Genomic DNA, 23,099 nt, shown 5'->3' on the forward strand with positions numbered 1-23,099 from the left:
TTTTAAAATGACGGACACAAAAACGCATATACCTTCGAATTATATATATGGATAACATAAATATGTATATAAAAGGGGAGAAATAAGATGAAAGAAAAAAAAGAAATGTTTCAAGAAATCGCTGAGGTGTTAAAGGTATTGGCGCATCCAGTTCGTCTATCTTTAGTAAAAATAATGCTTGCAAAAGGTCCTACTAATGTAACAACAATGTATGGGGATTTGGAAATGCCTCAAAGTACAATTAGTCAACATTTATCTAAACTAAAAGCTGCTAAAATGGTTACAGGTACTCGGAAAGGATTAGAAATTTATTATGAGGTAACTGACAATCGCACAAAATCAATATTAGCATGTTTAGTTTAAATGCTGACTTCTAGACGTCAAAATTAAGAAGAGGATAGGAAAGCAATTCTATGGAGAGAATTTTTAAGGTTTTTACACAAGTGAAGATCTGAAGTAAAGTTCCTTAATAAATAAAATAGTTGTTTGAAAATACGGTATAAACTGGAATTTTTATACCGTATTTTTTAATATCTGTAATAAAAGGAAGAATGTTTTGGTTTCAATTTATACGCTATCTTTATAAATTTTGATTACCTTAAACGTTTGACAAACTAGCAATAGGTCTGGAGTCAAAGTAAGTCCACACAGGCTTAATTCCTAAGTGGAAAGATCAACATGCTCAAGATGCAAAAAAATATAACTTAAATCCTCTGCATCCTAGATTTTGCAAAATTACTTGTTACCTTATTTATTAAAAAAATCAATTAAGGAACTATTTAGTGAAAATAAATTGTTCAGTTAAAGGTGCATTTTATAGAATGTAAGAAAAGGTCTCAATTTCAGTAGACACGTGGATTCGCATACTGATAGAATAAGCGAAAATATAATAAAGGTGGAATGGATTTGAGAAAAAGGTTAGGATGCTTACATGCCCATTATTCAAATATAGAATATATAGAAAAGGCACTTACCTCATTTAACATTGAATTAATCCATTTTGTTGACCCGGCATTAATGTATCAGGTTACATCCAATGAAAAATTTCAAGAATCAGATGCTCAATTTAAAGTTAAAGAGCAAATAGAATGGATTGCTCAATGTAATGTTGATGCTATCCTTATTACTTGTACAAATTATATTGCAATTTTACATGAAGACCAAGACTCAATATCAGTGCCAATTATTAAAATTGATGTACCTTTCTTTGATTACATATGCAATATACAGCAACCTCAGACAATTGTTTTTACAAATCCTGCAACTGTTGAAGGCACAGTAGAACGTCTTAAACATCATGCTAATAGCCTTCAAAAATCTTTAGATTTAGAGGTTGTTGTCATAAATAGTGTTTTTGAATTGATAATGAAAGGATTAAAAAAAGAATACAACCAAGAAGTTACAAAGTTCTTAAATCAAATCATTAAAGATGAAAAGAAATTTATCTCTGTTGCTCAATTATCTATGGTTGATGCATCTAAGCAAGTTGAGTATAAAACATCTAAGACTATTATTACTCCATTGAATACATTGGTATCTTACATTGTTAATAAATTAAAATTAGAGAAGAAAAATTAGTGGTAGAAGACAGAGGATTTGGAATTATATATGGCTTTCTATCAATTTTCCTTGGGTTAGGTACTGTTATCCTACATAATGTTTGGACACTTAATTGGCAGGGACTCATTACACTTATTGCATGGCTCGCACTATTAAAAGGGATTTATGTAATTGCATATCCTGAACCATCCAAGAAAACCGATTTCGAAGTAAGGGTACTATCTACTCGTATAGTGCTTGCTATCCTTTGTGCTTTATCTTTATGGATGCTTATCATACTTTATATGAAATAGAGAAAAATATTTTTGATTATGAGAGTATGTAGGTGGGAGTTTTTTGTAGTACATCAGAGCGGAATTTTATAGTTAACTGTAAGTTTAATATTTTTCCCTTGTGGACATGTTTTTATAAATAGTGAGATGGGCAAAACGAAAAGAATCCTAAATAAATAGGATTCTTTTCGTTTTATAAAAGTGAATTTATATTGTATCACTAATACGGTTGATAATCGTTTTTCAGGAATATTCCCAGTTATCTATCTTGGTATACTCAATGTCGGCAATGTGACCATCTGGTCGAATCAAAATGGTATCTATATTTTTTAACTCAGAATCTTGTATTTCTCCTACAACTACCTTTATGTGCGAATCAATATTCATTTTATTTATCTTATCTATATAAGAAGGGTGTATTAATAAAATAAAGTTACCATCTTTCATTAATTCAAAGAGTTTATAACTTTTCTTATTTAGAGAAGAAATAGTGAGATTTGTACATCTTTTTCCTATCAATGGATGTCTTTCTGTATCGTGCATCGATGAATACATTACCCCTAACCCACTTACTCTTTCAGATAAATCGTGATTTATCTCGGGATATGTAAGTAAGTGCGAAAATAAATCCCTTAATTCCATTCCTGCGTTTGAAAAGTTTATCATTAATTGTTCTTGCGCTTGTACTTCCTTGAAAAATTGTTTTCCCACAGCATGTCTTTCAATATGATAACTTTCTAATAGACTTTCATATTTTTTTTGTTTTATTGCGAGCCCTAATTTCCAGCCTATATTAAAAGCATCTTGTAGACCTACATTCAAACCTTGTCCTCCAGCAGGGAAATGAATATGTGCTGCATCCCCTGCTAAGAATACACGCTTATGTTGATAAGTATTTGCTAGTTTGGTTGCATTGCCAAAACGAGAAAGCCATATTGTGCTCTTAATTTGAAGATGTTCACCTGTAATACTATAAATACTATCTATAAACTCTTTTTCTGTAACAGCAACATGAACAGGTATTGTCTGATTCTTAGGATCAACAATTGCAAAACGAAATACATCAGGTGTAATAGGTACCATCATTAATATCCCATTTATATTAGAAGTAGATAAAAATGGAGTATCTGGTATATTTTCTAAAATAACATCACCTAATATAGCAGTAGTTGTTGTGTTTGTTCCATTAAACGGTATATTTGATAATTCACGAACTTTACTTCTTGCTCCATCAGCTCCTATTACATATGGAACTTCTATTTTATATATTGTTTCTTTTTGTTCTATTTCTAGTTGTACGAATGTTTCATATTGTTTTAAGTCTTTCAGAGTATGCCCGCGTTTAATGACTACACCTAATTCTAATGCACGTTCTTCTAATATTTCTTCTGTAATAGATTGGGGAATAAAAAGTGTATACGGAAAATCAGTATTTAAATTTTTAAAGTTTAATCTTGTATCTAAGGCAGCAAAATGACTTGTATTTAATTTCTTGCCTCTAGCTAAAAATCGATCTGCAATACCTCTCATAGCCATCAATTCTAAGGAGCGGGGGTGTAGTGTGAGTGCTCTAGAATTTCGTACCCGGTCTAATCTTCTCTCTAAAACAACAACTTTTACGCCTTGAATAGCTAATTCACATGCTGCCATAAGCCCAACTGGACCACCACCAACTACCGCTACATCATAATAATTGTTCATATCATGCCCTCCATTTATTTAATTGTTTAAGAGCTAATGTGAAAAATTGTAAATAGATTTATAAATGCTATCTATTGTACATATATAATTATACTTCATTTTAGTTTCCTTGGAAACTAAAATGAAGTTCCTAGGAGAAGTCTACATAGTTGTAGTTAAAGCTATATAGCGTGTCTGCAGCAGTAGCCATTGGGTAGCATTGATATGTAATGGCGTTTGCATTAAAGGCTGCAGCTTCTTATGCTTGTGCTATTTTTGCTAAAAATGCTACTGCTATAGTTCCATGTGGGAGTTGTAAAGGTCTTTCCGCTATTCGTAGTTTTAATGAGGTAGTAGTGGTTTTAACTCGACTTCAAATAATTCGCTTTCCATTTCATTAAGTGCATACATTGATACAGGATGTGGAGAGGTATTAGATAAGATTTGTGATGAAAGAAGTTCTCCTGATGATGAGTAAAATGTAACAAACACTTGTGAAAATGGAGGGACCATAATGATTACACGGTCAGTTTTTTGTAACGTATTAACCAACTCCAAAATAATATAGTTTTATAAAAAAATAGATAAATATAAAGATATTATTATGGGTACTTTTCTGATAGTGAATTAAGAAAATTAATAAACTCTTTATTTTATTGTAAATAATTTAAGAGCACACAAATATGCGCGCTCTTAGAGTAGAAAGGTAGTTTTCTATGAGTAGGGAGTCCCCATATAATAAAATATGCTTGTACAATTCAAATGTGAGAAGTTTTTTATAAAAATGCTATTTGGTAAGTCTATGTGAAAAATCAGCTTGTACAGGAATTCTTTGCAAAGTATTTTGTGTGCAGTCATGATTATTAAAGTTGATGAGAACTGTTATTCGACTAATAAAACCACATCTCAAATTGTTGACTATATGTCTAACAACTAGGATGCGGTTCAATTAATAAAAAATGTCCGAGTAAAATATAAGGTGAAAAGTATAGGATACTTTTGTTATAAAGATATAGATGAATGTTATTGTTTTTTACTTCTGAAAGATTTGGGGTTCTAAATTACGAGTTGTTGGAGTCCCTCTAATATAAAATTTCAGTAGAAATATTGAACTACTAATATGAATGTAGAATATTTAATAAAGACGGTAATGTTTTTTTAGTCATGTAATCTTTTCATTTGATGATCTTTCCCCCATTCACATAATTCATCCATAATTTGCATTAAAGATTTTCCGTATTCACTTAGTGTGTACTCAACCTTTGGTGGAACTTCTTGATATGCAGTACGATGGATAATACCATCAGCTTCAAGTTGCCGAAGTTGTTGTGTAAGAACTTTTTGCGTAATGTTTGGAATTTCTCGTCGGATTTCATTTGTTCGCATTTTTCCATCTATTAAGACACATAAAATATGAACTTTCCATTTTCCACCGATTACATCGAGGGTAGTTGCAATTGGGCAGTCATCATTTTGATTCATATAACACCTCCACAGGTACTTTAAGGTTCCTATAGCACTTTAAAGTACGTACTTTTCAATTATATGTGACTCATTCATACTAATACGTAAAGGGTTGAATAATTTATAAAGGGGATGAAAAAAGATGAAAACACTTGTAATTGTAGCACATCCTGATATTGAAAAATCAAAAATTAATAAAAGATGGATTGAAGAACTTGAGAAATATTCGGATGAAATTACGGTGCATGAATTGTATAAAGTGGCACCGAATTGGGAGTTTAATATTGAAGAAGAGCAAAAGTTATTAGTAGAACATGACAGATATATATTTCAATTTCCGCTTTACTGGTACAGCTCACCACCATTATTAAAAAAATGGTTCGATGATGTATTAACATATGGATTTGCGTACGGATCTAAAGGAGATAAAGTGAAGGGGAAAGAATTTGGTGTAGCTATTTCTATAGGTGGATTAGAAAAAGACTATGAAAATAGTGGAATTACAATGGATGAGTTGACGAAACCATTCCAAGCTACATGCTTATACACAGGTATGGAATTTATACCTTCCTTTTATTTATATGGTGCAGAATATAAACTAAGTGATGAAGAGATTGATAAAAGTGCACCTGAGTATGTGCAATATGTGATGAACAAGAAGTATTCTAATATATAATGGGAAATAGCCATTTACTTGTAAAGTAAATGGCTATTTTATATTCTTCTTATATTCACTAAGTGTAATCTTTAGTAAATTAATAGTTAATCTGGTAAAATAAAAAACCTAACATATATAAAGGGGAGTTTTACTTGAGAACGATGCGACAATTATTACAAAAGAGAGCAATGCAATCACCAAGTTTGGAAGCGCTTGTAGGGGGGAAGAAAAGATATTCGTTTCAGCAATATAATGAACGAGTAAATCAGTTTGCACATTATTTGTTACATAATGGTGTGCAAAGAGGAGATCGTATAGGAATACTATGCAAAAATAATCACCCATTTCCAAGCGTTATGATGGCAAGTTTAAAAATTGGAGCGGTATTTATTCCGCTAAATCATCAGCTGACTGTTTATGAATTAGAAACGATTGTAAAAGAAGCGAAATTAAAAGTGTTAGTTATTGATGAAGAATTTAGTGAAGTGTTATTAAAGGTTGATGCTGTTAAAGAAATTCCTTATGTAATTCAAACGACAAAAGAAGGCTTTGGTTCATTTGAATTAGAGTTGCAAAAACAGCCAACGACAGAACCGAACGTAGAAGTTCATGAAGAAGACGATGCCATTTACTTGTTTACATCAGGAACGACTGGACAGGCGAAAGCATGTGTAATTGGACATAAAAACTTACATCATTATTTTGCTGAAATTGCGGGACAAAGAGAAATCCCAGCAGGTGAACGCTTTTTATCTGTGCATCCATTGTTTCATATGAGTGGCGTGCTTTCTATTTTAAATTGTATTTATCATGGCGTTACGATGATCTTCTTAGCTGATTCGAATCCTGCTCTTATTTGGGATAAGATTGAAGAAGAGAAAATTACTACGATGCTTGCTTTCCCAGCCGTTTATAGCTACATGCTTGATGAACTACATAAAAAAGAACGTAACATTTCAACCTTTAAAGTAGCACAAAGCGGTGGTACAAAAGTGCCAGAAACACTCATTCAAAAATATATGGAAAAAGGCATATATATGGTGCAAGGCTATGGTAGTACAGAAGGTTGGGTTGTAACCTCATGGCATCCAATGATGGGAAAAGAAAAGATGTCTTCTGTAGGAAAGACCTTGAAAAATGTAGAGGTGAAAATTGTTCATCCGGAAACAGGACATGAACTAACAACAAATGAAGTTGGAGAGATTCATGTGAAAAGTCCATACATGTTTAAAGGATATTGGAATAATGAAAAGGCGACAAAGAAGGTAGTAAAAGATAACTGGTTTAACATGGGTGATGCTGGCATGATAGATGATGATGGATTCCTGCATATTATGGGAAGATATAAAGACGTTATTATACGCGGTGGTGATAACGTATATCCAGATCAGATAGAAGATGTTATTCATGAAATACATGGTGTTTTAGAAGTTGCAGTAGTTGGAGTTCCAGATGACTTTTGGGGAGAGGTTCCAAGAGCTTATCTTGTGAAGGATAGCGAAACAACATTAACAGAAGAAAGTATTCTTCAGTATTGCAAAGAGAAATTAGCAAGTTATAAAATACCAGAAGTAGTATTCATAGATGAGTTGCCGAAAAACGCTTTAGGAAAAGTGTTGAAGAGGGAATTACGAGATGCAGTTCTTGTGAAATAGAAAATTATGAAACGATGGAGAACCCAGTTATGTATAAAGCATGACTGGGTTTTTATGTATCAAAAACATAATAATTTACTAGATTTTGTATTTTGTGTAAGATGATAAAGAATATTCAATTAATAATTCGAGGGATGAAATTAAATGAAGCTACCGTTATTAGAAGTAGAGACGGATAGACTCATTATTCGTCCATTTCAAAAAAGTGATTATGAAAGTTGGTTAGATGGATTTAACAAGAGACTGCCATCGTAGTATAAATATGACGATTGCTATCAAGTTCTGGCATCATCAACAAAAGCATGGTTCACGGAATGGGTAAGAGGTTTTGATGAAGCAGCACATAGAGATGAGATGTATGTATTAGGCATTTTTCGTAAAGAAGACGGAGCTAAATTGGAAAGCTAGAGCTAATAAAAATTTTACGTATGGACTATCAATGGGCGATGATGGGATACTCGATACATAATCAATATTGGAGAAATGGATATGGTGTTGAAAGTGTGAAAGCTGCGTTACCGTTATTTTTTAGTAGCCTTGATTTTCATAGAATCGAATTACATATATGTGTTGATAATGAGCCATCAGTGCGTCTTGCGGAAAGAGCAGGCTTTTCATTTGAATGCAAGAGAGAGGCGTTTTCATTAGAGAATGGTAAGTGGATGGATTTTCTTATTTATTATAAAAATAAGGAGATGAATATATGAGAGTGTTTATTACAGGTGGCAGCCGCGGGTTAGGATTACAGTTAGTAAAAGTATCTTATGAAAATGGGCATATCGTTTATCCATTAGTTAGAACTGAGGTTGCGGTAACGCAATTGAAGCAAATATTTAGTGGTAGATGTTTTCCTATAATGGCAGACTTATCGGCTGATGAGAGTACGGAGCAAATTAAGAAGCAGCTTGAGGAATATACAGAGTATGTTGATCTAGTTATAAATAACGCTGGCATTACTGGGAAGGAGACTGAGATTTTACATACAAATTCAGAAGAGTTAACGAACTTATTTAATATTCATTGCTTAGGTGTAATTCGGGCTGTAAAAGGTACATATGTGGCGTTGGCTAAATCGAATCATCCGAGAATAATAAATGTGTCCTCTCGATTAGGATCATTACATAAAATGGCGAACAAAGAGTTTCCGCAAGGCCAGTTCTCATATTTATATCGAATTGCTAAAGCTGCACAAAATATGTTAACACTCTGCTTACAACAAGAGTTTGAGAATAAAGGAATTCGTGTAACTGCCATTCACCCAGGAAAATTAAAAACTGATATTGGTGCCTTTGATGCGAATATGACTCCGGCTGAAGGAGCAAAAAATATATATGATTGGGTAATAGATTTAAATGAGGATATTTCAGGAAAGTTTATTAAGCCTGGTGTGGGGGAATTGAAGTGGTGATATACGATCTTGCAATCATTCAGAATCTATTTGGCCCTTCTAAAAAAGTATTAAATGGCTTACCAAATGCAGTAACGATTGAAGAGATAGAAGAGAATGTTCTTTATGATGTACAAACTTATAAAGAAAAGATAAGTAGATTTGAAGAAGTTTGTTTTAATTGGGAGTTAAAAAGAGCGAGTATTGTATTAAACAAAAGGTTTAGTAGTTATAACTCAAGTGTGAGAGTGTTACTTGATGCCGGTTTTTCTTTGTATGCCGCAAAGATAGAAGTATGTAGAGAATTGAACAATGTAGAAGGACCTGAAAGACAATATACATATCGATCAATAGCAGAAGGAACGTTAGCGGAAAAAGAATTTAAATATATTTGGGAACAATGTATGTCGGGTTCAGGGAATCAAACTTCAATTTTAACTATCGATGAGCATTTTTATTCAGTGCAAACAGAGTTAGGTACGGGCTGGGAAAAGTCATGTATTGTTTTTTATGATAAAAATGAGCCGATTGGTATGTCCATACCGCATATAGAAACTGGAACAGAAAGTGAAGGACGATTATTTTATTTTGGGATAATGCCTTATTATCGCGGGAAAGGAATTGCTTCCCATATGCATCTTCAATCGTTGCATATGTTAAAGGAAATGGGGGCTACTTATTACATTGGAAGCACACATACTTCAAATGAAAAGATGCAGAGGATATTTTGGAGAAATAATTGTTCGTTGAAAACGAAGATAGAGCTTTATTATAAAATCTTTAAAGAAGGTTAGGAGAAAAGAAAATGAAGACTATAAACGTATTTCATTACGACGCATTTACGAATAAACCAAATAAGGGAAATCCAGCAGGTATTGTATTAGAAGCAGATGGGTTAACGGAAGAGGAAATGCAAATTATTGCTGAAAAAGTTGGATATAACGAAACAACTTTTGTTCTTTTCTCAGAAGTAGGAGATATAAGAATGCGCTATTTTACACCTGGTTTTGAAATGGATTTATGTGGTCATGGGACAGTAGGGACGATATTTGCCTTGCGCGAAAAAGGTTTATTAGAAGAGAAAAGTAACCTTACGATTGAAACGAAGGCTGGGATTTTACCGATACAAATAGGTGTAAATGAAAATGGAGAAACCTTTATTAAAATGAGGCAGGCAGCACCTCAGTTTAAAGAATTTACAGGTTCAAAAGAAGAATTAGCTCAAAGTATCGGTTTAGAAGTAAATGATTTAGATGTAAGTTTACCGATTGTATATGGAAGTACTGGTAATTGGACTGTAATTGTACCGATTAAAAATCTTAATGCATGTGAGAGAATGACACCTAATAATGCTGCATTTCCATCAGTATTAAAAGAAATACCTAATGCTTCTATTCACCCCATTTGTCTAGAAACTTATGATGAACTAGCACAAATGCACGGCCGTCATTTTTCATCAGCTTACGCTGGGACGATTGAAGATCCAGTGACAGGAACAGCTTCAGGTGTAATGGGAGCGTATTATGCGGAGTATTTAGAGAAAGATTTTGAACATGAATTGGGTTTAATCGTTGAGCAAGGACAGGAAATAAATAAAGATGGTCGTGTAACTGTTTATGTAACGAAAGGGATAGAAAACGAAAAGTTACAAATAGATATTGCTGGAACAGCGGTGTATGTAAAAGAGTTTGAAATTTCGATATAAAGTGAAACTTTAATCAGTGGGGGTCTTACTGCTCGGTGAATAGCGCGATAAAAAAGAAAGCCCGGAATACATCCGGACTTTCATTATCTGTTCAATACTTCAATGTACGAAGCATCTCCAGTTGTTCTTAAAGCGGAGCGGAAATTATTATTTTCTAACGCCTTAGCAACTTGTTGTAACTGCTGTGCATCATCATGATGAATAAGTAAGCTGTCAGCACCGCTTTCCTCTATATGAATGTGTTCGACATTTCCGATTGCATCATGTACAGCTTTTAAAAATTCAGGTTTCATATTGTCCTCCTATATGTATGTAACGTTGTAATTTAGTATTTCCTTATTTATGAAATATAAAAGTAAATGAAAGGAGAAATAAAAATGAATATAAAGCAGTTTAAAGAACATATAACATCACTATTTGGAGAGCATCTTCATAAATATGGCGATGATGAATATGGTTTTACTTATATAAGTAAAGAAGAGTTTTACAAAATCGGTTACACAACAAATTTAACGTTAGAAACTATTGAAGAAGCGTATCGAAATGGAGTCGATATGATAGTTACACATCATGCGCCGTGGAGTTTTTTATTTGGTATGGAAGAGGCTTGTATTGAGAAATTGAAGCAATATGAAATGAATCATTTTTGGATTCATTTGCCGTTAGATTTTGTAAATTTTGGCACGTGTACATCGTTATTTAACGAAATTGGGATAGATACAATACTGGAATATTCAACCTATGAGGAAGAAGAACTACCGGGAATAGGAGAATATAAAGAAGCGATTCCTTTTTCAAACTTAGTTGGAAAACTTGAAGAAAAAATGGAAGAGAAAGTGAAGAGCTGGAGAAATCACGATAAACCAGTAAAACGGATTGCGATTTTAACCGGTGCAGGAAACAACACAAATTTGATTGAGCGTGCATTAGAGAAAGGGTGTGACACGTACATAACCGGTGAAAAAACATTATATACAGTTCAACATGCGAAATTTAAAGGAATTAATTTAATTGTAGGCAGTCATACGTTTACAGAAGTGTTTGGTGTAGAAAGTTTGGCTCATAAGTTAAAAGAAAGAGATAATTCAATAGAAATTACTAGATTAAATGAAGATCATTTGGAGTGAAGAAATCACATCGCATTACCATAAATGGAATGAACTATATAATGGAATATTGAAGGAAGCAGTTGCAATGAAATAAAATTATTTTTTGTTATATTAAGATTTTTAGGGGAAATTCCCTTATGTTTGTCAAATAATAGTAAAGTTGTCTTTTGAATTAAGGGAATATTCGGAGTTGAAGGGTGAGAGAATGGACATTTCAATAATCACTGCACAACTAGTTAAGGAAAAAGTTGTTTCACATTATCCAAATAGCGTAAAAGCATTAAACGGGGGAACGACAAGTACTATATATTTGTTAGATGAACAATACGTTATAAAGTTGAATGAATCGGATGTCATACGTGAAGAAGCTTATTTTCTTCAGTTTTATAAAAAGGACGAATTATTTCCAAAGCTTTTATATAAGGAACCTTTAAATCGCTATATTGTTTACTCATTCCTTGAGGGCACAACTTCTTGCAAACTAGGCCATAAACGGAGTGTTCTTTGTAAACTTGTAAAGAAAGTTATCAATAAGTATGAAGTAGCTACAGAGGTTGATAGCTGGGGATGGAAAGAAAATCCGGTTCAATCTTGGAATGAATTTTTAACAACAAATGTGATAGAAGCTCATGAAAATGTAAGATGTTACATAAGTGAAGAAGAGTATAGAACGGTTCTTAAGTTAGCAAATAGGGACGCTGGAATAAATCAGCCGTTTTTATTACATGGTGATCTTGGATTTCATAACTTTATATTTAAAGAGAATGAGCTACATGGTGTAATTGATCCTTTACCATTGTTAGGAGATCCTATATATGATTTAATTTATGCGTTCTGTTCAACCCCGGAAGATTTAACAAAAGAAACAATCGATTATGCGATGAAACAATGTGTATTTCATAAAAAAGACCGTGATTTATATGAAGAAATAGTCATAGGATTATATTTGCGTATAGATACATGTTTACGGCACCACCCGAAAGATTTAGAAAATTATTTAGCAGCTTGGCGTTATTGGATGGGTGAGGTTGAGGTGCCTTTATAGTACAAATATTTTGGGGGAGATAGTGAGATGAATGTTGCAGAAGCGAAAAAGGATTTACTGTAATGCCATTATTGGTTACAGTTGTCTATTTACTTACTTTTATAAGTTTATTAATTGAAAATAAAAAAGTAGATCATTATCAACAAAAATCAGCTTAATAAAAATATAGAGATAGGGGAAATTATTATGAAAAATTTCGTTTGTACAACGTGCGGTGTGCAGTATGCAGCGAGTGTAGATGAACCGGTGAGTTGTCATATTTGTGATGAAGAAAGGCAGTATGTGAATCCGAAAGGGCAGTCTTGGACGACTTTAGAAAATTTGCAAACAGATGATACATATAAAAATGAAATAATCAAAGAGGAAAATGGACTTTATAGTATTACGACAAAACCAGGATTTGCGATCGGTCAAACGGCATTTATAGTGAAAACAGAGTCATATCGTTTACTATGGGACTGCATTACGTATTTAGATGAAACGACAATTGCGAAAATAAAAGAGCTTGGTGGATTAGATGCAATTGCATTGTCTCATCCTCATTATTATTCAACGCAAGTAGAATGGGCAGAGACATTTGATGTACCAATTTATATACATGAAGATGATAAAGAATGGGTGATGCGCCCAAGTAGTCGTATTATTTATTGGTCTGGTGAGTCTTTACAATTAGCGGATGGGATTACTGTACATCGTCTTGGAGGACATTTTAGTGGTGGTTCTGTATTGCATTGGGAAGAAGGTAATGATGGAAAAGGGATTTTGTTAACAGGTGATATTATTCAAGTCGTAGCAGATGAGAAGTGGGTAAGCTTTATGTACAGCTATCCAAACTTAATTCCATTACCAGCGAGAAAAGTGGAAGAAATGGTGAACCGAGTGAAGCCGTTACAGTTTAATCGTTTATACAACGCTTTTCATCGAGTAGTAAAAGAAAATGCAAATGGGGCAGTTGAACGTTCTGCTGAAAGATATATAAAAGCAATAGAAGGAAAGTTGTTTCATACGTAAAAGGAGAGTAGCTTAATGAAAACGTTAGTATGTTTTGGAGATAGTATTACAGCTGATGAAACATTTTTTGATGGAATGCCGAGATTAACACCATGTTTGCAAGAGATGTTTCCAAAATGGAAAGTAGTGAATGCAGGTGTTCCAGGGGATAATACATTGGATGCGTTACATAGGATTGAAGAAGATGTAATATCATATAAACCAGATTTCGTAACAGTTTTTCTTGGTACGAATGATGCAGTTTCTTTTTCTCAAGTGTCATTACAAGCATATAAAGAAAACTTAGAGAAGATTGTGAACCATATTTCATCAGATAAAGTACTACTGATTAGTCCTGCACCAGTTGATGAAGAAAGACAGCGTAATAGAACAAATAGAGTGCTGGGTCAGTATGCAGACGTGGTGGAGAAAGTGGCGAGGGAAACAGGAAGTTATTTTCTAAACGTATTCGCTGAAATGATTCAAGAACGGGATTATAAAAGATTTGTAGAAAATGATGAAAAAGATGGATTACACTTTGGACCAGAAGGCTATGAGTATGTAGCGAGGTTAATTGGTGAAAAGTTAAAAGGAATTTTATAAGGAGCAAAGCACTTAGTGCTTTGCTTTTTCGTATTTCTTTCGCAGTCCATAAACTTATTGATCGCTGTAATTTGGACAGATATTTTGCTTTTTTATGTGCGTAAAAGGCTAATGCTGTTTTAAAGTAATATAAATTTATTTTTTAAAATTTATATTTCGTAGTTGAAAATCAACAAATGTGTAACTATAATAGTTACAGTGAGTTTGTTATTTTGAAATATACACATTGAATTACAAGAATGAAAGGAGTTTTTATGTAAATCAAAAAGTTATAAAAATCTATTAATTTTTATAATAAGATAAAAAGCATTTCGGTTCATACACATTATTAAATATGTTAATTCTAATAGAAAACTAGAGGTGGAAAGATGAAAAATTTTAAAGGTATGTTGATATCATCACTTGCAATTACAACTTTTGCTGGAGTAGGTACGACATTTGTAACAAATACAGTACATGCTGCTAATAACGATTCTAGTAAAATACAAGTTCGTTCTAATAAGAGTATAAACACAACGCCTAGCTCGAGATTGCCTGTATTATCAGTGAATCCTTATGATGATCCTAGATTTTCGAGACAGGGATATCTTGAAGAGGCACCTTTAGGAATTAATGCTCCTTATGCTTGGGGAATTAAAGGAGGAGATGGTCAAGGAGCAACCTTTGTAGATTTGGAAGAAGGCTGGTTATTAAATCATGAAGATTTAGTCGGTCAAAATATTGAATTTATGTCTGGAAAAATGAGTAATGATCTTTCTCACGGTACTTCAGTTCTAGGTGTTGTTTCTGCAGCTGACAATGGGATTGGGAACATTGGGATTGCACCAAAAGCAAAGGCAAAAGTAATTTCAGTGATTCGAGATAATGGGAGAATCGATGTAAGAGATGCTATTTTAAGTGCCGTAGATTCTTTACAGGCTGGAGATGTTTTATTAATAGAAGAATCCTTTAAATATGATGGATATGGAGATGACCCTTTACCAGTAGAAGTATACCCGAGTATATTTAACGCAATTCGCAAAGGTACAGATAAAGGCATTATTATTGTAGAAGCAGCTGGTAATGGTGGGATTGATTTAGATGAATTTAAAGACCGTAATGGTAAACAGATTTTAAATCGAAATAGTCCAGACTTTAAAGATTCAGGAGCTATTATAGTTGGAGCATCTACTGCAAGAGTTCCTCATAAACGTTTAGGTTTCTCTAACTATGGTAGTAGAATTGATGTATATGGTTGGGGAGAGTATGTTGATACATTAGATACATATCAAAATCAAAATAGTAAAGGACAAAAAGTTACAGATCAGAATATAATGAATCGTTATACTTCTAACTTCCGTGGTACTTCTAGCGCTTCGCCTATAATTGCTGGGGCTGCTGTATCAATTCAAGGGATTGCTAAAGAACATTTAGGTAAGGCATATACACCAAAAGAATTGAGAGCAATTTTAAGTAATCCTAATACAGGCACAAAGTCTAATAACCCATCATCTGATAAAATAGGGGTTTTACCAGATTTAAAAGCGATTTTGTCTAACCTTGGATTTCATAGTGATTTGACTACCAATGATCCTATGGTATTTCCAGATAACGTAGAAAAAAATGAAGGAAAAGAAAATTCAACTTTCGTATTTCCAGGTGAAGAAACAAAACGAACCGGGGATAAAAATTCAACTGTAAACTTCCCAGAAGAAGATTTAAAACAGGAGGAAAAAGAAGAGGGATTAATTGTTTTTCCGGATTAATAAAAATACTACCTTCCATTTGGAGGTAGTATTTTTTATTTCGTGTAATTAACAAGAGTGCATGAAATTTGTATTTGTTTATCTTTCATAATGAATTTAACCACAAAATCGAATATTTGACTGTTAATTAACTTTCTCGTCTCAATCAATTACATGAATTAATCTAGAAATGCTTGCTGCAATGCTTTCAGTCCATCGCTGTAGATACCATAAAACAGATTTATTGCCTCTTCAACACTAACCTCAACAGGAGTGAACGTACCAGACCACTCTACTAATGATGTGTTACTTTCAGTACCTTCTTTAACTTGGATTGTAGATAAATAATTAGTGACCGGGAACGGTGCATTCATGATTGAATACATGTAGTAACGTTCCTTATCATTGAATACTTCTAAGCGTTCTATAATTGTTTCACCCTCTGGATTAGCTAGATGACGTACACGACCGCCTTCGGTTAATTTACTACTAGGTATATAAGGTAACCAGTCTGGAAGGGAGTTGAAACCTCCGATTAATTGCCATACTTGTTCAGGTGATCCAAAAATTTCCATAGATATAGTAGTATATGCCATGTTCATTACGCTCCTTTTCATCCCGGTATTTACGGGTAAATAATCAGTAGGGGATAAACCGCCCCACTGATTAAAGTTTCACTTTATAGGTCCATAACTTATAGTGAGAATGAATTTTATCGTGGATTTTTTATTTAATATATAATTATAAAGTTAAAACTATATACTTTTAATGATTAAATTATATAATAAATATAGAAACGAAAATTTATGAGCAAGGAAGTTGAAAAATATGACATTAACAATGGGCTTTATTGGATTTGGAAAGTCAGCTAACCGCTATCACTTACCTTATGTAAACACACGTAATAATATAAAAATAAAAACGATTTTTGTACGGCAAATAAATGAAAAATTAGCGGCTCCATATGAGGAAAAAGGTGTTTACTTCACTACTGATTTGGATGAATTGTTGAATGACAAAGAAATTCAAGTGGTGACGGTCTGTACGCCAGCACATACGCATTACGAATTAGCGAAAAAAGTTATACTTGCTGGAAAATCAGTTATCGTTGAAAAACCATTTTGCGATACAGTGGAACATGCGAAAGAATTATTAGCTTTAGGACGAGAAAAAGGTGTAGTAGTTATGCCTTATCAAAACCGCCGTTTTGATGGTGATTTTTTAGCTGTGAAGCAAGTAGTTGAACAAGGATTCCTTGGTGATATTATTGAGATTGAATCACATATTGATTATTTCCGTCCTGGTTCAATCACTCATGAAGCTCCAAAAGAAGAAGGTTCATTTTATAGTTTAGGTATTCATACGATGGACCGCATGATTTCACTATTCGGCCGTCCAGATACGGTGACATACGATATTCGTAATAATGAAATGGAAAGTGCGGTTGATAACTATTTCGATGTTGGTTTACATTACGGAAATCAGTTGAAGATTAAGCTGAAAACAAACCATGTCGTAGCAAAAGATTATCCACGCTTTATCGTCCATGGAACAAATGGATCATTTATTAAATACGGTGAAGATCAGCAGGAAAATGATTTGAAAGCGGGGATTATGCCTGAGAGTGCAGGGTTTGGTGAAGATTCACCGATGTACTATGGAGTTGCTAAGTATCGTAATGCAAATGGTGACTGGATTGAAAAACAAATTAAAACGCCACTTGGTGATTACGGTCGTTTCTATGATGCCGCGTATGAAACAATTATAAATGGTGCACCAAAACTTGTGAAAGACGAAGAAGTGGTAACGAATATTGAAATCTTAGAAAATGGATTTGCTGCCCCATCACCTTCAGTTTACAAACTTGAGGCTTTACATTTGAATGAATAGAAGAGAGTTTGCAGTATAAAGGAGGTATGGAAATGGCAAGCGGATCAACACAAGTAAAATACCTCGGCATTTATCAAAAGATTAAACAGCAAATTTTAGACGGTGAATATAAAATCAACGAAAAAATTCCGAGTAGCCCCGTCCTTGCTGAAGAATTTGGTGTTTCAGCCCTTACTATTAAGAAAGCGCTGGATCTATTAGTTAGAGATGGCTACATTATCCGCCGGCGCGGAAGTGGAACAGTGGTGCAAGATTGGCGTCAACAGGAAAAGGCACGAATGATTCAAACTTTAACGGGTACGAAAGCTGTATACGGCAGTGAGGTAGAAAGTAAAATTATCGAGTTTGCGATTGTTGGGGCTGATGAAGTAGTTGCTGAGAAATTGGGAGTTTCAATCGGTGATTTCGTCTATAAAATCATTCGCCTCCGCATCATTCACAGCATTCCGACGATTATGGAGCATACATGGATGCCAATTTCTGTTATCCCAGGTGTTGAGGCTTCTGTTTTAGAGGAGTCGATATACTCACATATTCAAAATAAACTTGGTCTTGAAGTAGGGACATCTGTTGTCAGGGTTAAAGGAATTCGCCCAGATGATAGGGAAAAGCAGTTTATGAACTTAACAAATCAGGATTTCCTAATGCGAGTTGAACAAGTAGCTTATTTAACGGATGGACGAACTTTTGAATATTCTTATGCAGATCATCTACCCGAAACCTTTGAGTTTGAAACAGTCATTACTGCAAAAAATTATAAAGAGATATAAAAATCGGTTGAGGCAAGTATTGTCTCAACTGCTCCTATTATACGTTAATAGAATGAATCCAAGACTTAACATTTGATTTATAGAACTGTAAAGTTTAAAATTACAGTATAGTTTTTAGAAGTGAGTTGTTATCGTCTGTAAAATGTAGATAAATTAAATATTCTCGAATAAATAATATTGCTTGTATTTGATTCTAAACTGTAATTTTTTTTAATACATTTCAATAAACGATGTTTAAAATGTACGTTTCATAACATTAAAGGAGTGAGTTAAATATGGTAATTCTATATACAACAGCAAGCTGTGCCTCATGCCGAAAAGCGAAAGCATGGCTTGAAGAGCATCAAATTGATTATATTGAAAAAAACATCGTATCAAATTCTATGACAGTTGATGAGCTTAAATCAATTCTTCGTTTAACTGAAGAGGGGGCTACTGAAATTATTTCAACTAGATCGAAAACTTTTCAGGACTTAAATATAAATATTGAGGAGCTCTCGCTCAATGAATTTTATACATTAATAATTGAGCATCCACTAATGTTACGTCGCCCAATTATGCTGGACGAGAAAAGATTGCAGATTGGTTTTAATGAGGAAGAAATTCGTAAATTTTTACCACGTAGCGTTCGAACGTTTTTGAACATTGAATTGCAAAAATTGGCCAATTAATAAGTAGTATTTTTTAGAAAAAGTTTTTTGAAAGGAGGAAGCAGAAGATGATTGAAGTATGTGTTACAGTTAATTATAATGATAGAAATTATCAAACAAATGTTATTGTGAGTAAAGATACGATTTGGACAAAAATTGAACAGTTGGCAGAAGAACAAGTGAAGAAACAGTGGAGTGTTTAATTTTATTTTCAACTTAAAAAGCTAAATGAAGTTATCAGATATAGGTGGGACCGGATAGAATATAAGAGAATTAATTTTTTATGGCAAGAAGTATTCTATATGTTTTAACGTTCTAACCTATCTGTAATATTTATGGCTACAGTATGTTAATATATGAAAAACAATATTTTGAATCGTAGGAGGAAAATCATGAACAGCGACTTTACCTTGGCCATTCACAGTTTAACTTATTTAGCTTTACAGCCAGACCGGATGTCAACAAGTAATGCTATTTCAGAAAGTGCAGGTGTACATCCAGTACGTATTCGTAAAGTGCTAAGTTTGTTAAAAAAACATAAATTTATACAATCGAAAGAGGGAACTGGTGGAGGTTTTATTTTCGCTCGCGATTTAGATGAAATTAATCTTTGGCATATTTATCAGATAACCTCTGAAGGTGCTTTGCAGCCGAAGTGTCCGGAATCAAACAATCAGTGTGTTGTAGGTTCGAACATGCGAAAAGTTCTTTTCGCTATTTTCTTAGGTGCTGAAGAACATCTAGGTGAATACTTAAAGAATTATACAATGAAAGAAGTTGTTGACCTTATCAATCAAGAGCGTTAAGGGGGCTTAATTATTATATAGCCGTGAGTTCTTAACACTTAAATGTAATGAAAAATATTACAGTATAATTTGTTTTTATATCTTTTTTATCGTCACAAAAAATATTTATAAGAAGGTGAAACGGTATGATGTCAAATAATAATCATGTTTTAAAAGTAGGAGATTGGGTTCGTGGAATATCAAATGAAGGTGAATTAATAGTTGGTTATATTGTATCACTTGATGATGTGGAGGATATAGTTACAGTTAGTATTGTGAAACGTGACGGCAAGTACACAATAAACGAAGCGATTTTACTCTTTAGTAAACACGTTAACAAACTCCCTGAATCAAAGGTAATAAATAAGGAACAAATCCTTTATCTTATAGATCTTGCATTATTAACAGGGGATGAAGAATGGTTTATCGAGCTTTCTTCAAAATTAAACTCGATAAAAGAGCTAGTTAATGAGGGATTTTAAAATTTAAACTTTTGAGGGTGCACACAATCCGCCTTATGGAGAGGACGCAATTACTTTTCGCATAAAGGGAAACGATGTAAAAACGATTCATTACAAACATAGAGATATTCCTGAAGAAGAGCCGAACAAATTACAATTAAGATGATATTGAATTGATTTGTTTGTGTATTCCTGATAACGATAATTATGTAAATGAGCTGTCCATATGGGGCAGCTTTTTTGTTTTTTGCTCAGTGTAGCTTTTTAAATTGTATATGAATTCAATATTGATAATATATATCCTGAAATTTGGTTTATGTATTTTTGGTTTTTTTCTTTTTACCTACATTAATTATTTATTACAATATCTTTTATGTTTAAAATAAAATTTTTTGATAAAAGTGGATATAAGTGTCTTTATAATAAATCACCTAGAAAGATAATGTATTATTGTATTTTTTTACTAACTAATTCAGCTTTAAGTTATAAAAACAATGGCTACATGCTAACTGTAAAATATTATCTGTATAAAATTATTCCACTTTAATATTTCTGAAAATATAAAAATATTAATTTTATAAATATACACGTTATAATGAGGGCGTCGAGAGAAATTTTATTATCTCTGGAGAAAATATAAAAAATGCGATTCTTAGTAAGAAAGGTGTGTGATTAGAGGCGAAATGTATGTAATGTGCTTCAGTGGCTTGTGTAAGCAATATCATCAGTGCTACCGAAGTTATGAAGGTAATGTATAGAATTGAGAAAGAAATGCCTCGCAAATTAAGAGAGGCCGGTTTAGCTAAAATTACTGTTAAAAGTAAAAAAGAGAAACCATTAAAGTAATACACTGTTATTAGAAATGTTGCAACGTATTTATGAAGTCTATTCTATATTGTTCTCTTAAGGGGTCTTTATATAAAGAGCGGATATTACGAGTAAACTTTTTTGTGAACGCTAACAATTATATTAGGACGCTAATTAGTGAATGTTTCAATTTGGATTCATTATGATGAAGGACATACAATGTGGGGCAACTTGTAAGGAATTCATTTTCCAGAAAGGGAATATTTGTTAGATGCAAAGAGAGATGCAGGAATAGATACAAGGGGGAGTTATTATATGAACGGGAATACTGCAAAGAAAATAGAAGTTCAAGCTGAAAATACCGCACTAAAAAATGAGCAATATGCAGATCCGAAAAAGTGGCATAAGCAGGATACTACATGGGCACTGAGTCTATTTGGAACTGCAATTGGAGCAGGGGTGCTCTTTTTACCGATTAATGCAGGTTCAGGTGGTTTATTATCTTTACTACTAATTACATTACTTGCATATCCAGTTATGTACTACTCACATAGGGCGCTTGCTAAAATGATATACGCTTCTAATTCTGCTGATGAGGGGATCACAGGTACAATTAGAGAGTATTTCGGAAATAAAGCGAGTATCATTTTTAACATCGTATATTTCGGTTCAATTTATACAATCGTGCTAATGTATTCGGTTGCGCTTACAAACACTGCAAGTAGTTTTATCGTGCATCAATTGCACATGCCAGAACCTCCAAGAGCTATTTTATCACTTGTATTAGTTCTTGGTCTTATCGCTATACTGAATTTTGGTCAAGATATTACTGTAAAGGTAATGAGTATGTTAGTGTATCCTTTCATAGTTTCTCTACTTTTTATCGCAATATCTTTAATTCCACAGTGGAATACGTCAATGCTTAGTTTTTCAGCTGTTTCAACTGCTTCAACAGGAACAGGCTATTTTGGGACGATATTGATGATTCTACCAATCATCGTATTCTCATTTAATCATTCACCTATGATTTCATCATTTGTTGTGAAACAGAGAGCTACGTATGGAATCGAAGCCACTGATGCTAAATGTGCGCAAATACAAAAGGTTTGTTATATCATGACATTCGCTGTTGTTATGTTCTTCGTTTGGAGTAGCGCATTGAGCTTGACTCCAGATGATATAAAAATGGCAAAAGAACAAAACTTATCAATTCTTTCATATCTTGCTAATGAGCTTAATTCGCCTGTAATCACTATTGCAGCTCCAATTATTGCTTTTGTGGCTATTACAAAGTCTTTCCTTGGCCATTATATCGGAGCATTTGAAGTAATGCGTGACATGATTATTAAGTTTGGTAAATCACGTGGAAAAGATATTGAAGAAAAAACAATTAAGACAGTAATCCTTACTTTTGTTGTATTATCATGCTGGTTTGTTGCTTATACAAATCCAAGTATTCTTGGACTTATTGATTCTCTAAGCGGTCCTTTAGTTGCTGCTATCTTATGTCTATTACCGATGTATGCGATTCAAAAAGTGCCAGTACTAGCTAAATACAAAGGGAAAATGAGCAACGTATTTGTTATTATTGTAGGTGTACTTACTGTCTTAGCAAGTATTAAGTCATTATTCTAATTCATTATTATTCGTATTAGTGTAAAAATAGTTAACATGAAAAACTTTTTGGACAAACTTCTCACATTGGAGAGTTTGTCCTTTTTTAGTCATTCTATCAACTTGCCGACAAACAGCCACCTTCCAGGCAGTGAAGTGACCCCCGAAAGTTAGACAGGTCGTTTCATTAGGCAGCCTCTAGGGTATGAGCCCGGTATTGTACTGGGCTCATACCCTTTAATTTTGCCTTAATTCTTTTATGATTATAGT

Annotated in this window: 24 protein-coding genes and 4 pseudogenes; 23 read left to right on the plus strand and 5 right to left on the minus strand. The window is 33.4% G+C overall.

From position 1 onward, the window contains the following. Positions 1-87: 87 nt before the first annotated feature. The 3 genes and pseudogenes from CGQ22_RS14895 to CGQ22_RS14905 form a co-directional block, all read left to right on the plus strand. Positions 88-363, plus strand: coding sequence for an ArsR/SmtB family transcription factor (locus tag CGQ22_RS14895; RefSeq protein WP_000660065.1), 276 nt, complete (start codon positions 88-90; stop codon positions 361-363). Positions 364-900: 537 nt separating this feature from the next. Continuing rightward, complete coding sequence (locus CGQ22_RS14900) at positions 901-1,578, plus strand: hypothetical protein (RefSeq protein ID WP_003279185.1); 678 nt, start codon at positions 901-903, stop codon at positions 1,576-1,578. Next, positions 1,569-1,853: pseudogene (locus CGQ22_RS14905) on the plus strand (hypothetical protein); the annotation flags it as partial. The gene CGQ22_RS14900 and the pseudogene CGQ22_RS14905, both read left to right, overlap by 10 nt. A gap of 222 nt (positions 1,854-2,075) precedes the next feature. On the opposite strand, the gene CGQ22_RS14910 reads toward CGQ22_RS14905, so the two are convergent. After that, positions 2,076-3,533, minus strand: coding sequence for an FAD-dependent oxidoreductase (locus CGQ22_RS14910; protein ID WP_089148902.1), 1,458 nt, complete (start codon positions 3,531-3,533; stop codon positions 2,076-2,078). 1,137 nt (positions 3,534-4,670) lie between these two features. After that, complete coding sequence (locus tag CGQ22_RS14915) at positions 4,671-4,994, minus strand: winged helix-turn-helix transcriptional regulator (protein WP_001072961.1); 324 nt, start codon at positions 4,992-4,994, stop codon at positions 4,671-4,673. Between the two features lie 124 nt (positions 4,995-5,118). Between CGQ22_RS14915 and CGQ22_RS14920 the strand changes: the two genes are divergently transcribed. From CGQ22_RS14920 to CGQ22_RS14945, 6 genes and pseudogenes are all read left to right on the plus strand, one after another. After that, complete coding sequence (locus CGQ22_RS14920) at positions 5,119-5,652, plus strand: NAD(P)H-dependent oxidoreductase (protein WP_000855231.1); 534 nt, start codon at positions 5,119-5,121, stop codon at positions 5,650-5,652. A gap of 143 nt (positions 5,653-5,795) precedes the next feature. Next, a complete protein-coding gene (locus tag CGQ22_RS14925) occupies positions 5,796-7,289 on the plus strand; it encodes a class I adenylate-forming enzyme family protein (RefSeq protein WP_089148910.1) in 1,494 nt (497 codons plus the stop codon). Positions 7,290-7,433: 144 nt separating this feature from the next. Continuing rightward, positions 7,434-7,996: pseudogene (locus CGQ22_RS14930) on the plus strand (GNAT family N-acetyltransferase). Beyond that, on the plus strand, positions 7,993-8,697 hold the full coding sequence (locus tag CGQ22_RS14935) for an SDR family NAD(P)-dependent oxidoreductase (protein WP_046945737.1): 705 nt from the start codon (positions 7,993-7,995) through the stop codon (positions 8,695-8,697). Before CGQ22_RS14930 ends, CGQ22_RS14935 begins: the two are co-directional and overlap by 4 nt. Next, positions 8,694-9,470, plus strand: coding sequence for a GNAT family N-acetyltransferase (locus CGQ22_RS14940; RefSeq protein WP_046945787.1), 777 nt, complete (start codon positions 8,694-8,696; stop codon positions 9,468-9,470). The genes CGQ22_RS14935 and CGQ22_RS14940 overlap by 4 nt, the downstream gene beginning before the upstream one ends. Before the next feature lie 11 nt (positions 9,471-9,481). Beyond that, a complete protein-coding gene (locus CGQ22_RS14945) occupies positions 9,482-10,381 on the plus strand; it encodes a PhzF family phenazine biosynthesis isomerase (RefSeq protein ID WP_000849315.1) in 900 nt (299 codons plus the stop codon). Positions 10,382-10,464: 83 nt separating this feature from the next. Here CGQ22_RS14945 and CGQ22_RS14950 read toward each other — a convergent pair whose 3' ends face one another. Next, complete coding sequence (locus CGQ22_RS14950) at positions 10,465-10,674, minus strand: hypothetical protein (RefSeq protein WP_000801650.1); 210 nt, start codon at positions 10,672-10,674, stop codon at positions 10,465-10,467. Between the two features lie 84 nt (positions 10,675-10,758). Between CGQ22_RS14950 and CGQ22_RS14955 the strand changes: the two genes are divergently transcribed. The 6 genes and pseudogenes from CGQ22_RS14955 (at position 10,759) to CGQ22_RS14980 (ending at position 15,873) form a co-directional block, all read left to right on the plus strand. Further along, complete coding sequence (locus CGQ22_RS14955; RefSeq protein WP_089148903.1) at positions 10,759-11,508, plus strand: Nif3-like dinuclear metal center hexameric protein; 750 nt, start codon at positions 10,759-10,761, stop codon at positions 11,506-11,508. 187 nt (positions 11,509-11,695) lie between these two features. Beyond that, on the plus strand, positions 11,696-12,535 hold the full coding sequence (locus CGQ22_RS14960; protein WP_000355257.1) for an aminoglycoside phosphotransferase family protein: 840 nt from the start codon (positions 11,696-11,698) through the stop codon (positions 12,533-12,535). Positions 12,536-12,576: 41 nt separating this feature from the next. Next, positions 12,577-12,693: pseudogene (locus CGQ22_RS32935) on the plus strand (DUF7010 family protein); the annotation flags it as partial. A gap of 28 nt (positions 12,694-12,721) precedes the next feature. Continuing rightward, positions 12,722-13,546, plus strand: a complete 825-nt coding sequence (locus CGQ22_RS14970; RefSeq protein ID WP_000788155.1) for an MBL fold metallo-hydrolase — start codon at positions 12,722-12,724, stop codon at positions 13,544-13,546. 15 nt (positions 13,547-13,561) lie between these two features. Further along, positions 13,562-14,128 (plus strand): SGNH/GDSL hydrolase family protein, encoded by a 567-nt coding sequence (locus CGQ22_RS14975; protein ID WP_089148904.1) that lies wholly within the window; start codon positions 13,562-13,564, stop codon positions 14,126-14,128. Positions 14,129-14,496: 368 nt separating this feature from the next. Continuing rightward, positions 14,497-15,873, plus strand: coding sequence for a S8 family peptidase (locus CGQ22_RS14980; RefSeq protein ID WP_000787688.1), 1,377 nt, complete (start codon positions 14,497-14,499; stop codon positions 15,871-15,873). 158 nt (positions 15,874-16,031) lie between these two features. Here CGQ22_RS14980 and CGQ22_RS14985 read toward each other — a convergent pair whose 3' ends face one another. After that, positions 16,032-16,448, minus strand: a complete 417-nt coding sequence (locus CGQ22_RS14985; RefSeq protein ID WP_089148905.1) for an SRPBCC family protein — start codon at positions 16,446-16,448, stop codon at positions 16,032-16,034. A 232-nt stretch (positions 16,449-16,680) separates the two neighbouring features. On the opposite strand from CGQ22_RS14985, the gene CGQ22_RS14990 reads away from it, so the two are divergent. From CGQ22_RS14990 to CGQ22_RS15030, 8 genes and pseudogenes are all read left to right on the plus strand, one after another. Then, the gene (locus tag CGQ22_RS14990; RefSeq protein WP_089148906.1) at positions 16,681-17,742 is read left to right on the plus strand and encodes an oxidoreductase; all 1,062 of its coding nucleotides are present in this window, start codon (positions 16,681-16,683) and stop codon (positions 17,740-17,742) included. Between the two features lie 32 nt (positions 17,743-17,774). Next, positions 17,775-18,512, plus strand: coding sequence for a GntR family transcriptional regulator (locus tag CGQ22_RS14995; RefSeq protein ID WP_000146278.1), 738 nt, complete (start codon positions 17,775-17,777; stop codon positions 18,510-18,512). A 275-nt stretch (positions 18,513-18,787) separates the two neighbouring features. Then, complete coding sequence (gene spxA / locus CGQ22_RS15005) at positions 18,788-19,183, plus strand: transcriptional regulator SpxA (RefSeq protein ID WP_000236190.1); 396 nt, start codon at positions 18,788-18,790, stop codon at positions 19,181-19,183. Between the two features lie 47 nt (positions 19,184-19,230). Next, the gene (locus CGQ22_RS15010) at positions 19,231-19,365 is read left to right on the plus strand and encodes a BA3454 family stress response protein (RefSeq protein WP_000573530.1); all 135 of its coding nucleotides are present in this window, start codon (positions 19,231-19,233) and stop codon (positions 19,363-19,365) included. A gap of 189 nt (positions 19,366-19,554) precedes the next feature. Further along, entirely contained in the window at positions 19,555-19,968 is a 414-nt protein-coding gene (gene saiR / locus CGQ22_RS15015; RefSeq protein WP_001083465.1) for an Rrf2-family transcriptional regulator SaiR, read from the plus strand. Between the two features lie 125 nt (positions 19,969-20,093). Beyond that, positions 20,094-20,429 carry an IDEAL domain-containing protein gene (locus tag CGQ22_RS15020; RefSeq protein WP_000987461.1) on the plus strand — a complete coding sequence of 112 codons (336 nt, stop codon included), beginning with the start codon at positions 20,094-20,096 and terminating at the stop codon, positions 20,427-20,429. Between the two features lie 7 nt (positions 20,430-20,436). Continuing rightward, positions 20,437-20,574, plus strand: a pseudogene (locus CGQ22_RS15025) (DUF3888 domain-containing protein); the annotation flags it as partial. Between the two features lie 956 nt (positions 20,575-21,530). Beyond that, positions 21,531-22,850: an aromatic amino acid transport family protein gene (locus CGQ22_RS15030; RefSeq protein WP_001014169.1), complete on the plus strand. Its 1,320-nt coding sequence runs from the start codon at positions 21,531-21,533 to the stop codon at positions 22,848-22,850. A gap of 166 nt (positions 22,851-23,016) precedes the next feature. On the opposite strand, the gene CGQ22_RS15035 is transcribed toward CGQ22_RS15030, so the two are convergent. Beyond that, a partial coding sequence (locus tag CGQ22_RS15035; RefSeq protein ID WP_140420774.1) for an IS3 family transposase occupies positions 23,017-23,099 on the minus strand: 83 nt, incomplete at its 5' end.

This window comes from Bacillus sp. M13(2017) (genome assembly GCF_002218325.1).
Taxonomy (GTDB): Bacteria; Bacillota; Bacilli; order Bacillales; family Bacillaceae_G; genus Bacillus_A; species Bacillus_A thuringiensis_K.